Annotated in this window: 13 protein-coding genes; 2 read left to right on the forward strand and 11 right to left on the reverse strand. The window is 29.4% G+C overall.

The genetic code is table 11. The features are described from left to right. Positions 1-18 precede the first annotated feature (18 nt). Positions 19-921, forward strand: a complete 903-nt coding sequence (locus AC2TEO_RS04940; RefSeq protein ID WP_442267048.1) for an EamA family transporter — start codon at positions 19-21, stop codon at positions 919-921. Here the strand turns inward: AC2TEO_RS04940 and AC2TEO_RS04945 are convergent. The 4 genes from AC2TEO_RS04945 to AC2TEO_RS04960 all read right to left on the reverse strand — a co-directional run bounded on the left by AC2TEO_RS04945 (position 914) and on the right by AC2TEO_RS04960 (position 3394). Beyond that, on the reverse strand, positions 914-1726 hold the full coding sequence (locus AC2TEO_RS04945) for a helix-turn-helix domain-containing protein (protein ID WP_442267049.1): 813 nt from the start codon (positions 1724-1726) through the stop codon (positions 914-916). The genes AC2TEO_RS04940 and AC2TEO_RS04945 overlap by 8 nt on opposite strands. Next, positions 1726-2004, reverse strand: coding sequence for a putative quinol monooxygenase (locus AC2TEO_RS04950; protein ID WP_442267050.1), 279 nt, complete (start codon positions 2002-2004; stop codon positions 1726-1728). The genes AC2TEO_RS04945 and AC2TEO_RS04950 overlap by 1 nt, the downstream gene beginning before the upstream one ends. A gap of 86 nt (positions 2005-2090) precedes the next feature. Beyond that, positions 2091-2702 (reverse strand): hypothetical protein, encoded by a 612-nt coding sequence (locus tag AC2TEO_RS04955; RefSeq protein ID WP_442267051.1) that lies wholly within the window; start codon positions 2700-2702, stop codon positions 2091-2093. Positions 2703-2839: 137 nt separating this feature from the next. Next, on the reverse strand, positions 2840-3394 hold the full coding sequence (locus AC2TEO_RS04960) for an REP-associated tyrosine transposase (protein WP_442267052.1): 555 nt from the start codon (positions 3392-3394) through the stop codon (positions 2840-2842). 606 nt (positions 3395-4000) lie between these two features. On the opposite strand from AC2TEO_RS04960, the gene AC2TEO_RS04965 reads away from it, so the two are divergent. Further along, entirely contained in the window at positions 4001-4300 is a 300-nt protein-coding gene (locus AC2TEO_RS04965) for a helix-turn-helix domain-containing protein (RefSeq protein WP_442267053.1), read from the forward strand. A gap of 237 nt (positions 4301-4537) precedes the next feature. On the opposite strand, the gene AC2TEO_RS04970 is transcribed toward AC2TEO_RS04965, so the two are convergent. The 7 genes from AC2TEO_RS04970 to AC2TEO_RS05000 form a co-directional block, all read right to left on the reverse strand. After that, on the reverse strand, positions 4538-4744 hold the full coding sequence (locus AC2TEO_RS04970) for a hypothetical protein (protein WP_442267054.1): 207 nt from the start codon (positions 4742-4744) through the stop codon (positions 4538-4540). An 11-nt stretch (positions 4745-4755) separates the two neighbouring features. Continuing rightward, on the reverse strand, positions 4756-9801 hold the full coding sequence (locus AC2TEO_RS04975; protein ID WP_442267055.1) for a DUF6443 domain-containing protein: 5046 nt from the start codon (positions 9799-9801) through the stop codon (positions 4756-4758). 7 nt (positions 9802-9808) lie between these two features. Beyond that, positions 9809-13024 (reverse strand): hypothetical protein, encoded by a 3216-nt coding sequence (locus AC2TEO_RS04980; protein WP_442267056.1) that lies wholly within the window; start codon positions 13022-13024, stop codon positions 9809-9811. A 137-nt stretch (positions 13025-13161) separates the two neighbouring features. Further along, on the reverse strand, positions 13162-13680 hold the full coding sequence (locus tag AC2TEO_RS04985; protein WP_442267057.1) for a hypothetical protein: 519 nt from the start codon (positions 13678-13680) through the stop codon (positions 13162-13164). Beyond that, a complete protein-coding gene (locus AC2TEO_RS04990; protein WP_442267058.1) occupies positions 13680-14858 on the reverse strand; it encodes a hypothetical protein in 1179 nt (392 codons plus the stop codon). The genes AC2TEO_RS04985 and AC2TEO_RS04990 overlap by 1 nt, the downstream gene beginning before the upstream one ends. 2 nt (positions 14859-14860) lie before the next feature. Continuing rightward, a complete protein-coding gene (locus AC2TEO_RS04995) occupies positions 14861-17008 on the reverse strand; it encodes a type II secretion system protein GspD (RefSeq protein ID WP_442267059.1) in 2148 nt (715 codons plus the stop codon). A gap of 6 nt (positions 17009-17014) precedes the next feature. Continuing rightward, positions 17015-17368 (reverse strand): hypothetical protein, encoded by a 354-nt coding sequence (locus AC2TEO_RS05000; RefSeq protein ID WP_442267060.1) that lies wholly within the window; start codon positions 17366-17368, stop codon positions 17015-17017. Position 17369 lies beyond the last annotated feature (1 nt).

Genomic DNA, 17369 nt, shown 5'->3' on the forward strand with positions numbered 1-17369 from the left:
GCAAAATTTACAGGAATTATGTGGATGTATTTAGGCCTTTTAGCTGCCTTATTTTTAGGTTTACACAACTTATGCAAAAAACACGCAGTAAAAAATAATGAAGTCTATCCTGTATTACTGGGGACTTTAATTAGCGGACTTTTAATTTTACTACCTTTTTATATTGGAACTCATTTTTTTCCAGAAGCAACATTAAAAGCTGGTTTTCTAATCCAGGATATTCCTTTAGAAAAACATGGTTACATTTTTATAAAATCTATGATTATGTGTTCTTCATGGATTTTAGCTTATCAAGCACTTAAACATTTACCTTTAACAATTGTTGCTCCAATTCGCTCTGGTGGACCATTTTTTACTTTTTTAGGAGCTATATTTTTATATCAAGAACGCCCAAATTTATATCAATGGATTGGTTTTTTCTTAATTATTTTTTCTGTGTATTTATATTCTCAAGTAGGAAAAAAAGAAGGAATAATTTTTAAAAGTAACAAATGGATTTATGCTATAATCGGCGCCACTTTTTTAGGAGCTTCTAGTGGATTATACGATAAGTTTTTAATTCAAAAAATTCATTTGAATCCGCAAACTTTACAATTCTGGTTCTGTTTTTATTGTATACTTATTCTCTTCATTATTTTAAGTATTATTTGGTTTCCTAAAATTGAAAAACGTAAGGCTTTTAAATGGCGTTGGTCGATTCCTGCAGTTGGAATTTTATTGCAAACTGCCGATTATTTTTACTTTAAAGCATTACAAGATCCTGAAGCCTTAATTATGTTGTTATCGGCTATTAAAAGAAGTCAATTAATTATAGCTGTAGTTTTGGGTGGAATTTTATTTAAAGAAAAGAATAAACGTAAAAAATTACTACCATTGGCAGGAATTATGATTGGTGTTGCCTTAATTTTATATTCTAATTAGAACTTATAGACTTGTGGTAAAAATTTATTTTAAAGTTCTGCTCATTAAAATATTCTAAGGGTTTTCTTTTTACCATAGTTTTAAAATCTTTGATGAAATGACTTTGATCAAAATAACCGCTATCATATATCGTATTTAAATAATTCTTATCATTATTCAATAATCCTTTTTTTACAATGTTTTGCATTCTTGCTAGTTGTTGAAATTTCTTAGGAGTAACTCCAAATTGACTTTTAAAGTTTCTTTGAAATTGACGAACACTTAATTGTAGTTTATTAGAAAGATCTGCTAGGTTAATAGCATTAGATTGATAATACAATTCATCAATAATTGGATTCCATTTTTCATCATCTGAATTGTAATTTTCATTGAACATTTTCAATAAAAATATATTGATATATTTAATTTTATCTTCAACAGATTTGAGGTTTTTCAATTCTGTGACCAATTCACTTCCAGTATTTCCCCAGAGTTTTTCTACTGAAATAAACTGATTATTTAAATCTAAAAAACTCCATTTAGTAAAATGTCGAAACCTTCCACTTTTAAAACGAACTGATAAAAAAGAAGCTTTATCTGTTTTATCGAAAGAAAAACTTTCTCTTGGGCAGATCGTATGAGCTTGAGGTAATATAATATTGTTTATAGATAACGCTGTTTCTAAATGAAAAACCAACTCTAAACCTGTACCTGGTAAAATCTTTGGTAACTGAAATAAATCGTTATCCTCTTTTTCAAAAAGATAATAACGATCTATATATTTTTCTAATGGTTTTCCTGGTAAATAAGATGTATTAGAATACATTAATAAATATCTATTACAGGTTCTTTAGCTAAAATAGGCATAACAAAATTGATATACTTTTTATAATGGTCACTTTCTTTATGATCATCAAAAGCTTTATTATTTTCATAAACTTCATAAATCATAAATTTATTTTCTGAATAACAATTTTCTAAAATATTATATTCTAAACATCCTTTTTCTTCTCTACTTTTTGATGTTAATGAAAAAGTTTCTTTTATGAAGGTCTCTCTACTTTCTTGTTTAATTTCTAAATGAATTATAATTACTTTTTTCATTGTTTTTGTTTTTATATCACAAATATGAATCGAAAAAATAATGTTCAATAGTAAAAAAACGACATCAATATAGTATGCTCTCAAAATTACTTTAAGGTTTTATAAAACTCTTTCTTGTAATAATTCTCTTTTGCTTTTCTTTTATAAAAGAGCTTTAAAATTTCATCCTTTTCATCTTCTGAAAGTTTTATTTCTGGTGGATTATATCTTGGAGGAACTTCTTTATCGACATTAGCTATAAAATTAATCACATAATCTGAAAGCATAGCTCCAGAACCTTCACAGCCGTACTGAAAAAACACAAATGTTAGCGTGTCGTTTAATGATCGTTTAAATAAAGGATACTTTTTTACTTTTGGATTGTACATTAATCCTTCATAAGCAATGGCTTTTGCAGTTCCATCTGGATAATCTAATAAACTATACAACTCACTTGATGTAGCATTTTTTAATATCCATTTTTGTCTATAAAATTGTTGCGGTGTTCTTCCTGCATAACCTACTGCACTCCCTGTAATTGTTCCATAAGTATCTAAAGCGATAATTGAATCTTTGATTTCATTTCTAATTCCTTTCCATTTAAAATTCCATTTTGGAGTATAATAAATAGAAAAAGAAAACATGGAACAAACAAATACAAAAGTTATAATTGGCAAAAAATGATTCATTTTTTGCCTAGGGCACTTTCTTTTTTTCATGGCTAAATTTTAAAAATCTTCACCACAAAAAACATTCCAGAAATAAATACAGTTTATTTCTATTTATCTGTAAGAAAATGTGATAGAGAAATAATGCTACTAACGCTCGACTCTGTCGAATGACTAAACCTTGTTAGTTACAAAAATCCAATACTGTCTATTGCTAAAACAGTATGATCTTCTTGAAAATTTCTAGCACTAGAATATTTCCAATCTTCTGGATGTACTACCAAACCGCTTTCTACTGGATTATTATGAATATAATCTATTTTTTGCTGAATAACTTTTGCACTCCACAATTCTATAGGTTTATTATGATGTTGCCAAAATTGATATTTATTTACATTTCCTTGTTTATTTCCAGCTCTTTTAAACATCCACAATAACCACTCTTTTCTACTTTCTTGTGAATGATCTTGAATCGTTTCAATCATTTTTTTTGATGTGTACCGCTTAAAATCTCTTAATAATTCCATAGGTTGTTCGTTTGTAGATCTGAATATAAAATGTACATGATTTGGCATAAAACAATAGCAATAAAGCTCCAAACCTTTGTGTTCTCTACAATACTTTATACTATCTGCTAATACATCGAAATAAATTTGTCTTGTAAATACATCTATCCAATATACAGTAGCAAAAGACACAAAATAAATACCTGATCCGTTATGGAATTTATATTTTCTACTCATAGCTTTACTAAAATATAAAAATTGAACTAAACAAAAAACCATAACATTCACTGTTATGGTTTTATATATTTAGTTATTTTTCTTGCTTACTCTTGCTTGGCACCCGAAAGGATTCGAGCGCTAGCGGTTTTTTTTAAGCTAAATCAAGTATAACCTTTAGAACTTCTTATCTAACCTGATATTCCTATTATTAACTCCTTATATAAGTTTTTTACTTGTTTCGCTGTCGCTCGACTCTGTCGAGTGATTATAAACTTATCTAATAAATACAATAACAAAACCACAACACTTCTAAAAATGTTGTGGTTAGTATATTTAATTACTGTTCTTGCTTACCTTGTTTGGCACCCGAAAGGATTCGGGCGCTAGCGGGGCATACCGTGTTCAAATTCTTCAAAATTTAAAGCTTTTTTAAGCTAAATCAAATATAACTTTTGGAACTTCTTATCTAACCTGATATTCCTATTATTAACTCCTTATATAAGTTTTTTACTTGTTTCGCTGTCGCTCGACTCTGTCGAGTGATTATAAACTTATCTAATAAACACAATAACAAAACCACAACACTTCTAAAAATGTTGTGGTTAATATATTTAATTATAGTTCTTGCTTACTCTCATACTTGGCACCCGAAAGGATTCGGGCGCTAGCGGGGGACGTTATGAAAGCAAAGGCGCTAAACCTTCTAGTGAAGTATTATCGAAGATAGCTAGTACACTCGGTGTTACTTCTGACTTCTTAATAAGTGGCTCTAATGAAGAACAAGCAGAAGCTTTTTTAAATGATCGTGAGTTATTAAAACAATTTAAAAGAGTAGAACAGCTACCTGAAGACAAAAAAAATATAGTTAAAGAGCTATTAGATTCTTTTTTACTTAAATACGACCTTCAAAAACGTATAACATAAAAAAACCACAACACTCATTTAAAATGTTGTGGTTATTATATTTAATTACTGTTCTTGCTTACTCTTACTCGGCACGGATTGTAAATCCGCGCGATCGGGTGTAGAGATTGCCCGGCAGTTTGATACCCGCTCCTGTAAGCCGATATCGGTAGACCTACTACCATCTTATTTTTAGTTACGAGAATCTTTCGATTCTCTCATAGCACACCCCGCGCCAGCTGGGGGCCTCGCACCACATCAATTATCTAGTGGAAATATATTATCTAAATCTTCTAATTTAGGTTTTTTGTAGGCTCCTCCTATTTGGCAATTATTTTTTTCAACCCACTCTATAATATGACTCATCAATTCATTTGCTTTTTTTACATCAATAAATTCTCCCTTTTCATTTTCTAGGACAAATTGAAACAACCAAGTTTCTGATTTATTTTTGTTTTCTTCCATCTTTTTATTATTTAAAAACCTGCTTCTTCCATAATATCTTTGGCTATTTGCTTTATAGTATGTTTTGAATGTGGACTATGAGGTATCGTAGTTACCAATTTACCATTTTCATTATGAACTAATTTATGCTTACCACCGTTAGTTACTGTTAATTTTGCTTTTTTTGCCATCTTTTGCAATAATGCAGATGCTTGTTTTGCTTTTGATCCAGCAGCCTTATTGCCTAATTTTGCTAGTTCATTATATATCTTACTCCCTTTTGCTCCAATACTTCTAACTATAGGAAATAAAGTTTTTGAAGTCCCTATTCTTAAAGCACTTCTAGTAGCGACTTTAGAAATCCCTCTTATTAATAAGTTTGTTGCTAAACCTGAACCAGGAACTGGAGCTATAGCTAAAGCAACTTCTGTAATAACCATTGCAGCTTGACCTGTAGCTTGATGCATACTAAATATTAATTCATCAGTTTCTTGTTTATATACTTGACTAAAATCTATTTGATCTAATAATAATTTATCTCCAAACTGATTATACATTGCATCTTCTCCAGTAGCTCCTTCTGGTGCACTTGTTGTTCCAGCATCTAAATCAACATCATCTAATATAGTAGTATGGTTATCTTCACTATCTCTATAATCATTAAAAATATCATCATCAGGACATGCTATTTGATTTCCGTTTGCGTCTAAACAGTATCCTCCATCTGGATCAAACGATACTACTGGATTATTTCCCATAGCTACATAAGGGCTATCAAATTGTTCATAAGGATCTGTTGTCACAAATCTACCAAGAGCAGCATCATAATGTCTCAACTCAAATTCATGCATATTATAACCAAGACTTTGGTTATTCTCTTGTCCCTGATAATCGTATTTCTGTGCCGTACTATTTCCGTGGGCTGACACTACATTATTATACCCTTTGTGTTTGAGTCCAAATGGATAATAATTCGATTCTTCTATAATTTCACTATTGGCATTTACTTTAGAGATTCGTAAATCATCAAACCAACTTGTTACTTTAGCACCATTAGTATAGGTACCTATGCGTAAGTTTAACTTCTTGATATTTGCTGGTACACTAACCGTTTTTTCTACATACACCCATTTTCCTGATGTTCTTACTTTTCCAGCATCTGCTATTTGGGTAAAATAATTGGTTTCTCCATTTTTATGCATATAAAGAATGAGGCGTGCATAACCGCCTTCGGCTGGAGCATCCATATATACCCAACCTGAAAAATGATATTGTGTAGCAGAACTATTATTAATGGGAATCCATACATTACTATGCGCAAAAACATCTCCATTTCCTTCTAACCTTGCTGATTTTGTGCCAGAAATAGATTTACTTGTATCTATAGTAGCTGAACCACCATATAATGCTCCTTGGCTATCCCATCCTTGTGTATTTTCAAGATCATCGAAGAAAAGAGTGGTACTTGGTCTACTGATTACACCATCGTTATTATTGTCAGTGTATGATAGTCTTACATTTCCTAAGTGATCCTTATATTGGTATACATAATTCATCTCGACTCCGCTCGATGTGACATCAGCTTTTACATAACCCTCTGGGTGGTTAAAGAATTGTAATACTCCGTTTTCGTAAATGTGGTTGCCAGCATAATCTGTAGTAATATTTTCTACAACTTTTTTTAACTTCATACCTGCTGCATCATAAGTATAATCTATGTCTTTACCTCCAATAGTTACTTTAGTTGGTAAGTTTAAGTGATTATAGGTAATATTTGTAATACCTTTATGTCCATCAAAAATCATATTTCCATTAGCATCGTAACCATAATCGTCAGCATTCTCTACATACTTAAACCCATGATCTTTGTCTCCGTCATCTAAGATATTTATTAATTGGTTACCTTCATATTGATATATTAATTCATCCATAGTACTAAAAACTGTAGCACTATCATTTATATACCCTTCTCTTATTAAAAATGTAATATTTCCATTTTTATCATATTCAACTTCAGAAAGATTATATTTTTGATCTGGAGTGTAAACTGCTGCTGTAATTCTATTCAACGCGTCATAAGAGTAACCATAAGTTTTTGTGGTTTTATCTACATTCTCTGTTTGCCAACGAGTTTGGGCGATATTTCCATTATATAAACGTTTGCTTAGCTCCACATCTGAATCGTTATACTTTATGCTAAAGTTAAACAAATCATTGTCATTATGCACGTCTTCGTTAATATTTGTTAACCATCCGCGTACATTGTATTTATAATCAACCTTTTGTAATCCTTTGCTGTTATCAACTATTTTAAAATCTTTGATTTTTGCACCAGTATGAAACATAGAAATATCTCCTAATAAAGAACCTGATGATGTTTTTTCTGAAATATAAAATGTTACTCCATTTTTCTTATAGTGAATTCTATTACCTATACGTTCGATTCTGAAAATATCATTAACAGAGTAATTTCCAAAATATCCTCTATGGGCTTTAGATTCATAGACTGATATAACACTATTACTTCTTAAATAGATAGCATATTCAATAGACGAATAACTTGCATTAGGATTTGACGATGATAAACCTATCATCTGGTTTTTGTCTATGGTTAAAGATTGAAACTCAACATAACCATCTCCATTTATACTTCCTTGAGTTGCAAGTCCATGATACCATCCTCCTGAACCTGTTTTTGTAATTGTATTATCTACAATAGATAATCCACTTGTAACATCTTTATAACCAGTTTTAGTTCCGTTTCCTACAAGCTTACTTTCTAACTGTCCTAAATCATCGTAATTATTCTTTACAATACGTTCTGAAGTTTGATTGTTTATCTGTTGGTTTTGACTCACTAAACGATCCATATGATCGTATTCAAAACGATCGATAGTTACAATTGGATCTTTTCCTGTTTTGATATGTGTTGTTTTCGTTTCTAAAACTTTACCCGTAAAATCATCTAATTTACTTTCTACAATATCAATGGTGTTTAAATAATCATTCTTACTATACACATAAATCGGACGTGCTTTTTCATCATAATAACTTATTGTAGTAATCCAGATATTAACACCTAATACTCTTGTTTTGGTAATTGTAGCTAATCCTTTGACATTTACTGTTACACTTTGTTCATATACACTTGTTGGTACTGTAAATCCTGATGGTAAAGCAACATAGTCATCATAGTAGTTTACAGTATGTGTTTCAAGACCAACATTAGGATAATTTATATTATCATAATAAGACCCATAATAATCTGTTTCAGAAGAAACTCTACTTACATATTGTTCTTTTTTTGTGTCATTTATTGTATTTACTCTTGATTGCATTTGAATTCTTGACAAACTCTCTGTTGTATGAATACCTGTGAAAACAACTCTTCCTAACTTGTCATACTTTGTAAATAACCATTTATTTTGTGCCTTTAAATTCGCATCTTGAGTTAGTACAGGACGATCTAACTTATCATAAACAATATACTCCCAACCTTTACCTGGTATTTTCTTCTCTACTAAGCGGTTTCTATTATCATATTTGTATTGATAACATAATTCACTTAACTGTATTGCTGTTGGTTTTGCAACTGTTCCTTCTGCTTTTGGTGGAATTACATAAGTTAAATTTCCATAATCATCATATACATAATATGTGTCATGTGACTGATTATTATTGTAAGTACGCTTTAATACAACCTGACCTTGCTTGTTCTTAAACTCTTCGGTAGTATGATCTTTTGCGTGTACTTGACCTGATGTCCAATTCTCATCTTTAGTAATTGTTTTGTACAACTCTCCTGCATTATAATAACCACTGTTATTGGATGTGTTTAATTGAATTGTAGGCGTATAAGTATTATTGGCAAAAGTAGTGGTAACGTAATACAATCTTACATCTCTATTTCCATTAGTTTGGTAATCAAATCGTATTTCATGATTATTCCCTAATTTCCAATCCGTTCCCGGTGCCGCTTGTTTTATAACTCTGTTTAATGGAGAACCATCAAAACTCTTATTTGAATACGAATTGATTTCTCCCGGAACATTAACACCTGCAAAATCTTTAGCGTATTTCTGACCATAATATGTTTGTGTAGCTAATCCAACATCTCCTGTACGAATATTCGCATTATTCGAATCATTTGTAAAGGGTAAATATTCTTTTTTCTGTCTACCTAAACTATCATAAGTAACATGAGTAACAATATCCTTTATTTTCTCTTCGCCTACTAAGGTTGATGATCGGTTTACAATATCATTTAAAGAAGCTTCGCTTCCATCGATCTCTTGAAATAATGGACTCCAAAAGTATTGACGAACACTGGTATCTGTGCTGTAATATAAATAATTGCGTAAGCGTATACTTGTTTCTGTCTTACTCCACTTAAACTCAACTCCGTCTAAAACTTTATTTCCATTAGTATCATATAAACCACTTTCTCCTGTATCTCCTCCAGTATATGTATCTGGATGGATTACTCCAACCATTAAATACCATTTATTAGCTTCGGGTAAAAATCCATTCCAAAAGTAAGGATTAGTATTAGGCGTTCCACTTAAGTTATTTACATTGTTTGCTCCATGATAAGTTCTACCTGTTCCCGATCCTACTTTATTCTTCTTTACCCAAACACTGTAACGATAGGTTTTCGTATTATCTATCGTGAAATATCTTGTGTTCCAACCACCATCAAAGTTATATGCAGCATCTGGTATACACTCCCATAATAAATCTGTTCCGCCAAATGGCGTGGCTCCTGAAATAATTCTATTCTCTGAAGTAGTACCTGCTGTATAAAAATTAGTAGGACCTGTGTTTCCTGATGTCCAATCTAAAGGAATCGCATTACTAGAAATTGTATTCCCTCCCGCTTCTAATCCAATACTTTGTTTTAAACGACCTAAACCGTCAAAATACTGAATATTGGTCATTACTTTATTCTTATCATGTCCTTCTAATGGCGTTGTTCTTGCTTCCTTGTATGTTTTAGTAACAACATAGTTCTCATTTGCACTCTGGGAGAATACAAACATAGGCACTACCAAACCTAGTATATATAATAACTTTTTCATCTTCTTTTTAGTTTTTGTAGTTGTATTGGTGTTCTGTAACGATATGACCATCTGAATTTTTAATCAATTTTAAACGATTAAACTCATCATATTCGTAATAAACCGTTTCGCCTCTTGGATCAGTAATACTCGTAACCCCAACTAATGGATCGTAAGTAAATGTTGTTACTTGAGCTTTAGCCAATACTGATGATTCTCTTAATCTTTGTAACGCATTTCTTAAATACCCTTCTTTTCCATTAAACCCTAAAGTTCTATCATCATCTTGATTTGATAAATTTTGAATTTTTAATAAAGAATTAAAATTGATATCAGATAATGAAGTTATTGCTGTAGTCACTTCTGCTTCAGTAGCGCCTTCTATCTTAGCTATTGGCTTGGTTTGGTTATATCCCCAAATATAAACCACTGAAGTTCCCTCTGCTTTACTAACCTCTGTCGGATTTCCTTTGTTATCATAACTGTGATAAACTATTCGATCCTCTAAAGCTTGAGTTCCTTTACTTGTTTGTACTTTTTCTGGTAAATACAATCCGCTTCCAAAGTCTTTATAAATCGTATTTTGTTTGCTTAAAGGAATGATATTTCCTTCTATTGTCTTCTTTGTTTCTGTTTCTACAGGTTCATTAACTCGATTATCTAAAATTAAATCAGAGTTACCTACATCATTTGCATACTTTATATTAGTAGTTAAAATATCACCCTTACTATTAACCGTATAAGATTCTTTTAAATTACCTGTGTGAGTATCATAGTTGTAATTTGTAGTAGTAGTAACTCCTTGTGAAATATTTTTTGTTGATGCTAATTGGTAAAACTCTGGGTAGTTTTTATAGTCAGAAAATATAAACCATGAAGTTGTAGTGTCGTTACTTCCAAAAGAAAATTGTGATATTGCTAAACCTTGTGAATCTACATAAGGTGTTGTTGATGGTATGGGTACACTCCTATAATTATTTTCAATAGTTTTTATTGGTTCTAAAGAATCATTACTAACTTTAGAGTAAACTTCTTCTCTTTTTAATAATCCTTTCTTCCAGTCTTTTAAATTTTTCGGTGGAAAAGGATCTTTAATTTCTGGATTCTCTTCAAAAGTAAAATATTTAACTATTTTTCCATTATTTGTAGTTCCGTTTTGATAAATTTCTACACGTGGATAAAGGACAGGTGCACCTTCAAAACTAGCCAATGGTATTTTACTTTTAGAACCATGTACTCGATAAAAACATTTAGCACCACTACCTCCATTTATATGAATATCATTATAATAAACTGGTTTTGATAAAAGTTTACCACTAGAAAAACCAGTATCTTCTACATAATTATAATCCTTAGAAATACAATTCCCTTCTCCATCACAATCTTTTGTAGAAACTACTCTTATTCCCCCAACAGGGATACTCTGTCTAATTTTATTATACTTTAAGATCACATTTGCAGATCCGGAAGCATTTGATGTACAGATATCCAAAAATGCCTCAAGATGCAAAGGAGTATTAATTGGAACTTCTTTAAAGTAACCAAAATTATTTGGGTTTGGTGTAGTATTACTTTGTTGATCATATTCATTACTTGCTGCTACATTTAATCCAAAATTATAAGGTTCTTTAATTGGGTTATAATAACTAAAAGAAGCTCTTGCTTCGCAGATTCCTGATACTCCTGTTTGCGCACTTGCTATAACACTTACTGTTTGTTCAAAAGGTAAATATATATCTTTTGATGGAGGATTTGGATTTGATTTTGTAGCTAAAATTTCAACAGTAGTGTCAAAGGAATATTCAATACCAATATCTCCCCATTCTTTTGGAACTTCATATACTTTATTTTGTTCATAATTTATCTCGGAATAACCTCCTGTAGGATATGTAATACGTTTTAAAGCTCCTAATTGTGATGTATTAAAGTTTACAGCTTTTCTTTTTAATAATCTGTTTCCTAAATTACTATTTAAAGAAGCTGTACTGTAATACCCCCAAACATCCTGATTATCAGGGTCTATAATAATTGGAGGTGTACCATAATAATCTAATTTATATTCTTTATATTGTGAATCATTATTTCCATAAATCTCAATTTTTTTTAATAACTTGAGATTTGATTTTACATTATCATAAACAAATACATAAGATTTGATTTTCTTCTTATTATTATCATATAAACTAATACTATTCAAATAAGTATTCGTTGAATTCAGTGATCCTATAGGTGCTTGGGCATTACGAATATCAAAATGCAACTCTCCGTTTGGAAAAGTAATTTTAGAAATTTGATTTTTTGAAAAAACAGTTGTTTTTATGTAACTAGTTTTCACTGGCTGATTACTTGAACAAGTAGTAGAAACTCCTGAATTAGAGGCACTACCTACTAATAATTCACGATAAGATTTTGAACGTCCAAGTTTATGATAATCATTTCCTTTATCATACTCAAAATTTATACTTTTTTGATTTGTTGGAAAACTAATCTTTGATAAGCCCCAAGCTGATTTATATGTCATTATAGGAGCTACTTGCTCATTATTAGTAATTGGTTCAGAAATAGTTGTTTCTGGATAACCAAAGTCATAAATAATTCCATTGTCATCTATAATTTCATAACTATCAATATTAGGTTTATTAACTAAATAATTTTTATGAGGATTAAATACAACATCTCCTCTCTCATTGTGAAAAAAGTTACCTGAAAGGCTTCCTGCTTTAATTATGAATTTATCTGGCTGAGTATCCATCCTTTTGTCTGATACTTTTCTAAAGAAATTATTTAAATGCACCTCTCTTTCTTCTGTAGTCATATTACTAAAACCATGATTTACAAAAGGTACGACATAATCTTTTCCAATGTTTCCTGAAACATATCCCCAAAGATCTTCATCTGGTCTACCTCTCATTTGACGAATTAACATTCCACCTGCATTTAAAGTCCAACCAAACCCAACCATACTTGCCTCTTCTTCAGCCAATAACCCTCCGTTATTATAACTTAAAGATATAGGTAATTTATAGCCATCTACATTAATTGTAAATATCGGAATAGTGTAATTTATCCTACCTGAAGCTAAATTTACTGGTAAATCACCATATTTACCTAAACTCGCTGCTTCAGGTGAAACTGGAGCTACATCTGGTAACTCTAAACTACTCAATAAACTTGAACTTGGTTCTTGTCCATAACCAAATAAGGACAATAGCAGCATTATAATGCTGATTGAAATTTTTCTCATAAATAAATGATTTTTAGCAATTAATTAATCCTAACAATTTTTAAAATTAACTTTGCAAATTTATACATTTTTTTGTTTTTAACATGTTACATAATCAAAAAAATGTTACCCAAAAAATTGAATAAAGTTTTAAAAATTTAATCTGAAAGAACTCTCTTAAATAGAATTTCTAAATTTAGATACTCTTTTCTTCTCGAATAATCTTTTTTCTTTATAAAGCTGTAAGATTTAATTTCTCCTAATCCTTCTTTTTCGAAAAAGTTTAAAAATTGTAATAGAGAATTATAATCTCCTCGAATTGTAATCGGATAAATTTGACATTTGATACCATTATCTGATACTTGAACATAGTTATTAAATTCTACGATTTCAACTTTATTTTTTTGTTTATAAGAATTAATTTTTTTTAGGAGAATTTGCTGAAAAGAATTATTAAGTAAAATATTTTCACTTTTCAAGATAGAATCTATATATTTTTCTTCTTGTTTTAGCATCATTAAATTTGTACTAATATTATCTGCGGATTCTTTCTCTTTTATTAAGTTTTTATATTTTTCTTTTAATTCAAAAGTATTGCTAAAACTAATAAAATATAATAACGGCAGTGATAATACAAAACCAATTAATAATAGTAAATTTTTCTTTTTAAAATTCATTACTCAATTAAAATTAGAATATGAAAATTAGAGTTATTTTTTCTTTTATCTTTTTCCGTAGTTAACTCTAAAAGTTCTTTTACCCAAGCTTTCCTTTCAAGATTATCTATCCAACTTGTAAATTCTATATAATTATTAAAAGTCCCTTTAACCTCAATTTCTTTTAGATTAAAATTAGTTTCTTTATCTTTTTTAAGCACTTTATTTAAAGATTGATATGACAACACTTTTAAAACAACAGACTTTGGAATTCCATATACAATTTGATCTGGATACTTAGCAATAGAGAAAGAGGTGGAACTCTGTAATTCTGAAAGTAATTTTCTTTTCTTTTTTACCTTTTCTTTTAGGTTTAGTAATTTTCGTTTATCATTTTTTTTTAACTCTAATTGCTCAGTAAATTTATTTACTTCTGAACTATAGGAATTAAAATAAATAAAATTCATTAAAACCAATAAAAAAAGTATTCCTAGAACTAATTTATAACCTAAATTAAATTTCTTTTTCTCAATATATTCCTTGTATTGATCACTCTTATAATTAACAGTTTTATTCAAGTAACAATTTACAATAGCACTTAAACTTAACACATGTTGATTACTAATACGCAATCCATTAATTTCATAATCACAATCAACAAATCTTTTACTGTTAATAGAAACCATTTTTCCGCTATCTATTAGTAACTCAGTATTTGAAGTGAAAATATTTTCATAACTAATAATGGAAAGTAACGAAGAAATTGAAGTAGTTCCTAATAAAACATCTAAAACTGTTATTTTTTTGCTAGTAAATTCTTTTATTAATGATTTCACATAATTTTCTCTTACTACAGATAAAAATGTGCCTTCATTTAATGGTAAAGATTCTTGGTAAAAATCATTTATATTTAAAGAAGAAAAAGCTCTTTTAAAAACAACAGCATCGTTATCATTTTTAATATCTATTGATTTAGATAAAACATGTTTGTTATTTATAACTAGTACAACATGTTCTTGGCTTGTTTTATTTATAAAATCAAATAATTCATTTTTTTCAACGAATTTTTTAGATTCTTTTACCTCTAATTCTAGCTTTTTTCTTTCTAATTGCAAATAAAGAAAAACTTCATTACCCTCTTGATCAAAAGAATACTCAACAGCAGATAATGTATTTCCAAAAAATAAACGATCTTTCATCGTTATTTGATTATAGTTGGTTTAATTAATACAGATAGTTTTTTCTTGGAGTCAATTCTCGTTTTTTTACTAAAAAGCCATTTTATTACAGGAATTCTAGCTAAAAGAGGAACACCAGAACCAGAATCATTTTTTAAATTTTCTTCTAATCCTCCTAAAATAACAATATCTTGGTCTTTTACTCTAATGATAGAAGTGAATTCTCTTGAGTTAATTCCTGGAGGTGCTTCTGCATCAATTCTATTACTTTCGTTAAAACTAGATTGTAATACATTAATACTTAATGTAATTTGATTATCTCCTGCAACCATTGGTTTAATAGAAATTGATAAATCAGCATCAATTGGAACATAATTTCTAATTTCTGTAGTTTGTGGATTTTGAGTTCCAATGATATCTCTTCTTACAACTGCATAATAAGATCTTGCCCCATTAGACAAAACAGCTTCATGTCCATTTAAAGTTGCTAGTTTTGGTGTGGATCTTACTTTAATGTTACCATTACTTTCCATAGCTTGTATTTTAGCGTAAAAATTTGGCACTACTCTTCCTACATTTAAAGAACCAAAACCATTAAACCCTCCTATAATTTTATTTAAAGTCTTAGCTCCTAAAGTTACTTCAGAAGAAGGAAATAATTGACCACTATCATTTACAGGAGTATCTGCTAAACCAAGTTCTACACCTGCATTAACAGTAGATGATTTATTCACTTCTAAAATCATAACTTCAATAAGAATCACTGGAATAGGTTTATCTATCTTCTTTATAAAACGTCTAAACTTATCAATCTTTTGAGTATCACCAGCTACAATAAAACTATTTAACTCTTTATCAATTTTAACATCTAAATCTGTTAATAATCCTTTAGGTACGATATTTAATAACGCATCTACTTTATTATTATAATTACTAGAAGACTCTTGATTTCTTTGATTTATCTGTCTTCTATTTTGATTAAAACCTTGAGATCTAGTATTAGGGTTTCCAAACGAATTTGGAGAATTAAAAGAGTTATTTCCATTTATTATTCCTCCTTGATTCCCATAACTTCCTTGATTCCCCGAAAATGAATTATAGTTATTTCTACTAGTTAACAGAGTTGACATTATTTCTATGGAACGATGCATTAATGGAATCGTAACATAGCTTTTTACTGATTCTTTCTTACTTCCAGAAAAGTAATAAATATTATCATCTTTCTTAAAAGTCAAACTAGTATTATCTTCAAGAATTCTTGTTAATAACTGATCGTAAGTAATTTCTTTTGCTTTAAATGTAACTTTAGACAAACCTGTTAAAGTTGTATCTGTATACATATCTATATTTAATTGATGTCCGATATCTTTTATGATAGATCCGATATCAATATTTTCAAAATCAACTTCTAAAACTTGTTTAATAGAATCTTTTACTTGGAAATAAAAGTTAGAACTTCTATATTTTCTTGGTCTTTGAATTTGCTGTTGATTTTTTCCTCTCCCTCCACTTAAGTTTCCCGCTTGAGGAATATTTAAAGATTCAAATAAATAATAACCATCTTTTGTTTTTGTTACACTTAAATTATTTGTGTAAGCAATTTTATCTATGGCTCCTTCCAATGGTTTATTCTTAATATAAGCTGTAATTAAACTTGATTCAGAACCAATTCCATATAACATGTTTTTCCCAGTAACTTCTGTAATTCTTCTTAACGCAAGAGGTAAACTATCTTTTTTTAAGTCTATAGAAAATAAATCTTCATTAGCATTGTATTCAATAGGAATTATGCGTTCTGACACTACAATTTTTTTCTTATATTCTCTTATTGATATAATATTCCCAATTGTATCTATAGTGAGCGCATATTCTCTACATAAATGCAGCAAAACATTTTTTATTGTTACATTAACAAAATTGTTAGAAACACTATAATTATTTAAACTTGTACTAATACTAAAATTTATTTTCTTTTTCTCTGCAATTGTATTTAATAATGTTGGCAAATCAACATCATTTACATTGTACTCTACTGTTTCAGCTAATGCCGGTATAACTTTAGCTAAACTATCTAACTTATTTTCTAATATTTTAATTCTATCATTTTTAACCTGAGCAAAAAATGAAATACTAATTAAAGTTATTAGAATAAAAATTGTACTCTTTTTCAATTTCAATTATCTTATTGTTAAAAAATTAATTTTCTCTAAACTTTCATACTCTGAATTTCTTCCTATTACAGACCATTCATAGCTTCCTTGTATTAAATTTTCGGCAAATGATCTTTGGGTAATAATTGTATCTAACACTATTTGATTAGCATTTAAAAAATTAGGTTTTGCGATTTTTAAGTGATATTCATCGGCTCCTTCTAGTTCGTTCCAAGAAAATGTTATTGAACCTGTATCTATTGTTACTCCTGTTTTGGGAGCTAAAACTTCAACTGTTTTATTGCTAATATTTTCAACAAAAATTGCTTCGCAACTAAACAATATCGCTGAAATTATGATAATTACTAATATCTTTTTCATA

Source organism: Tenacibaculum aquaeponti (assembly GCF_057221555.1).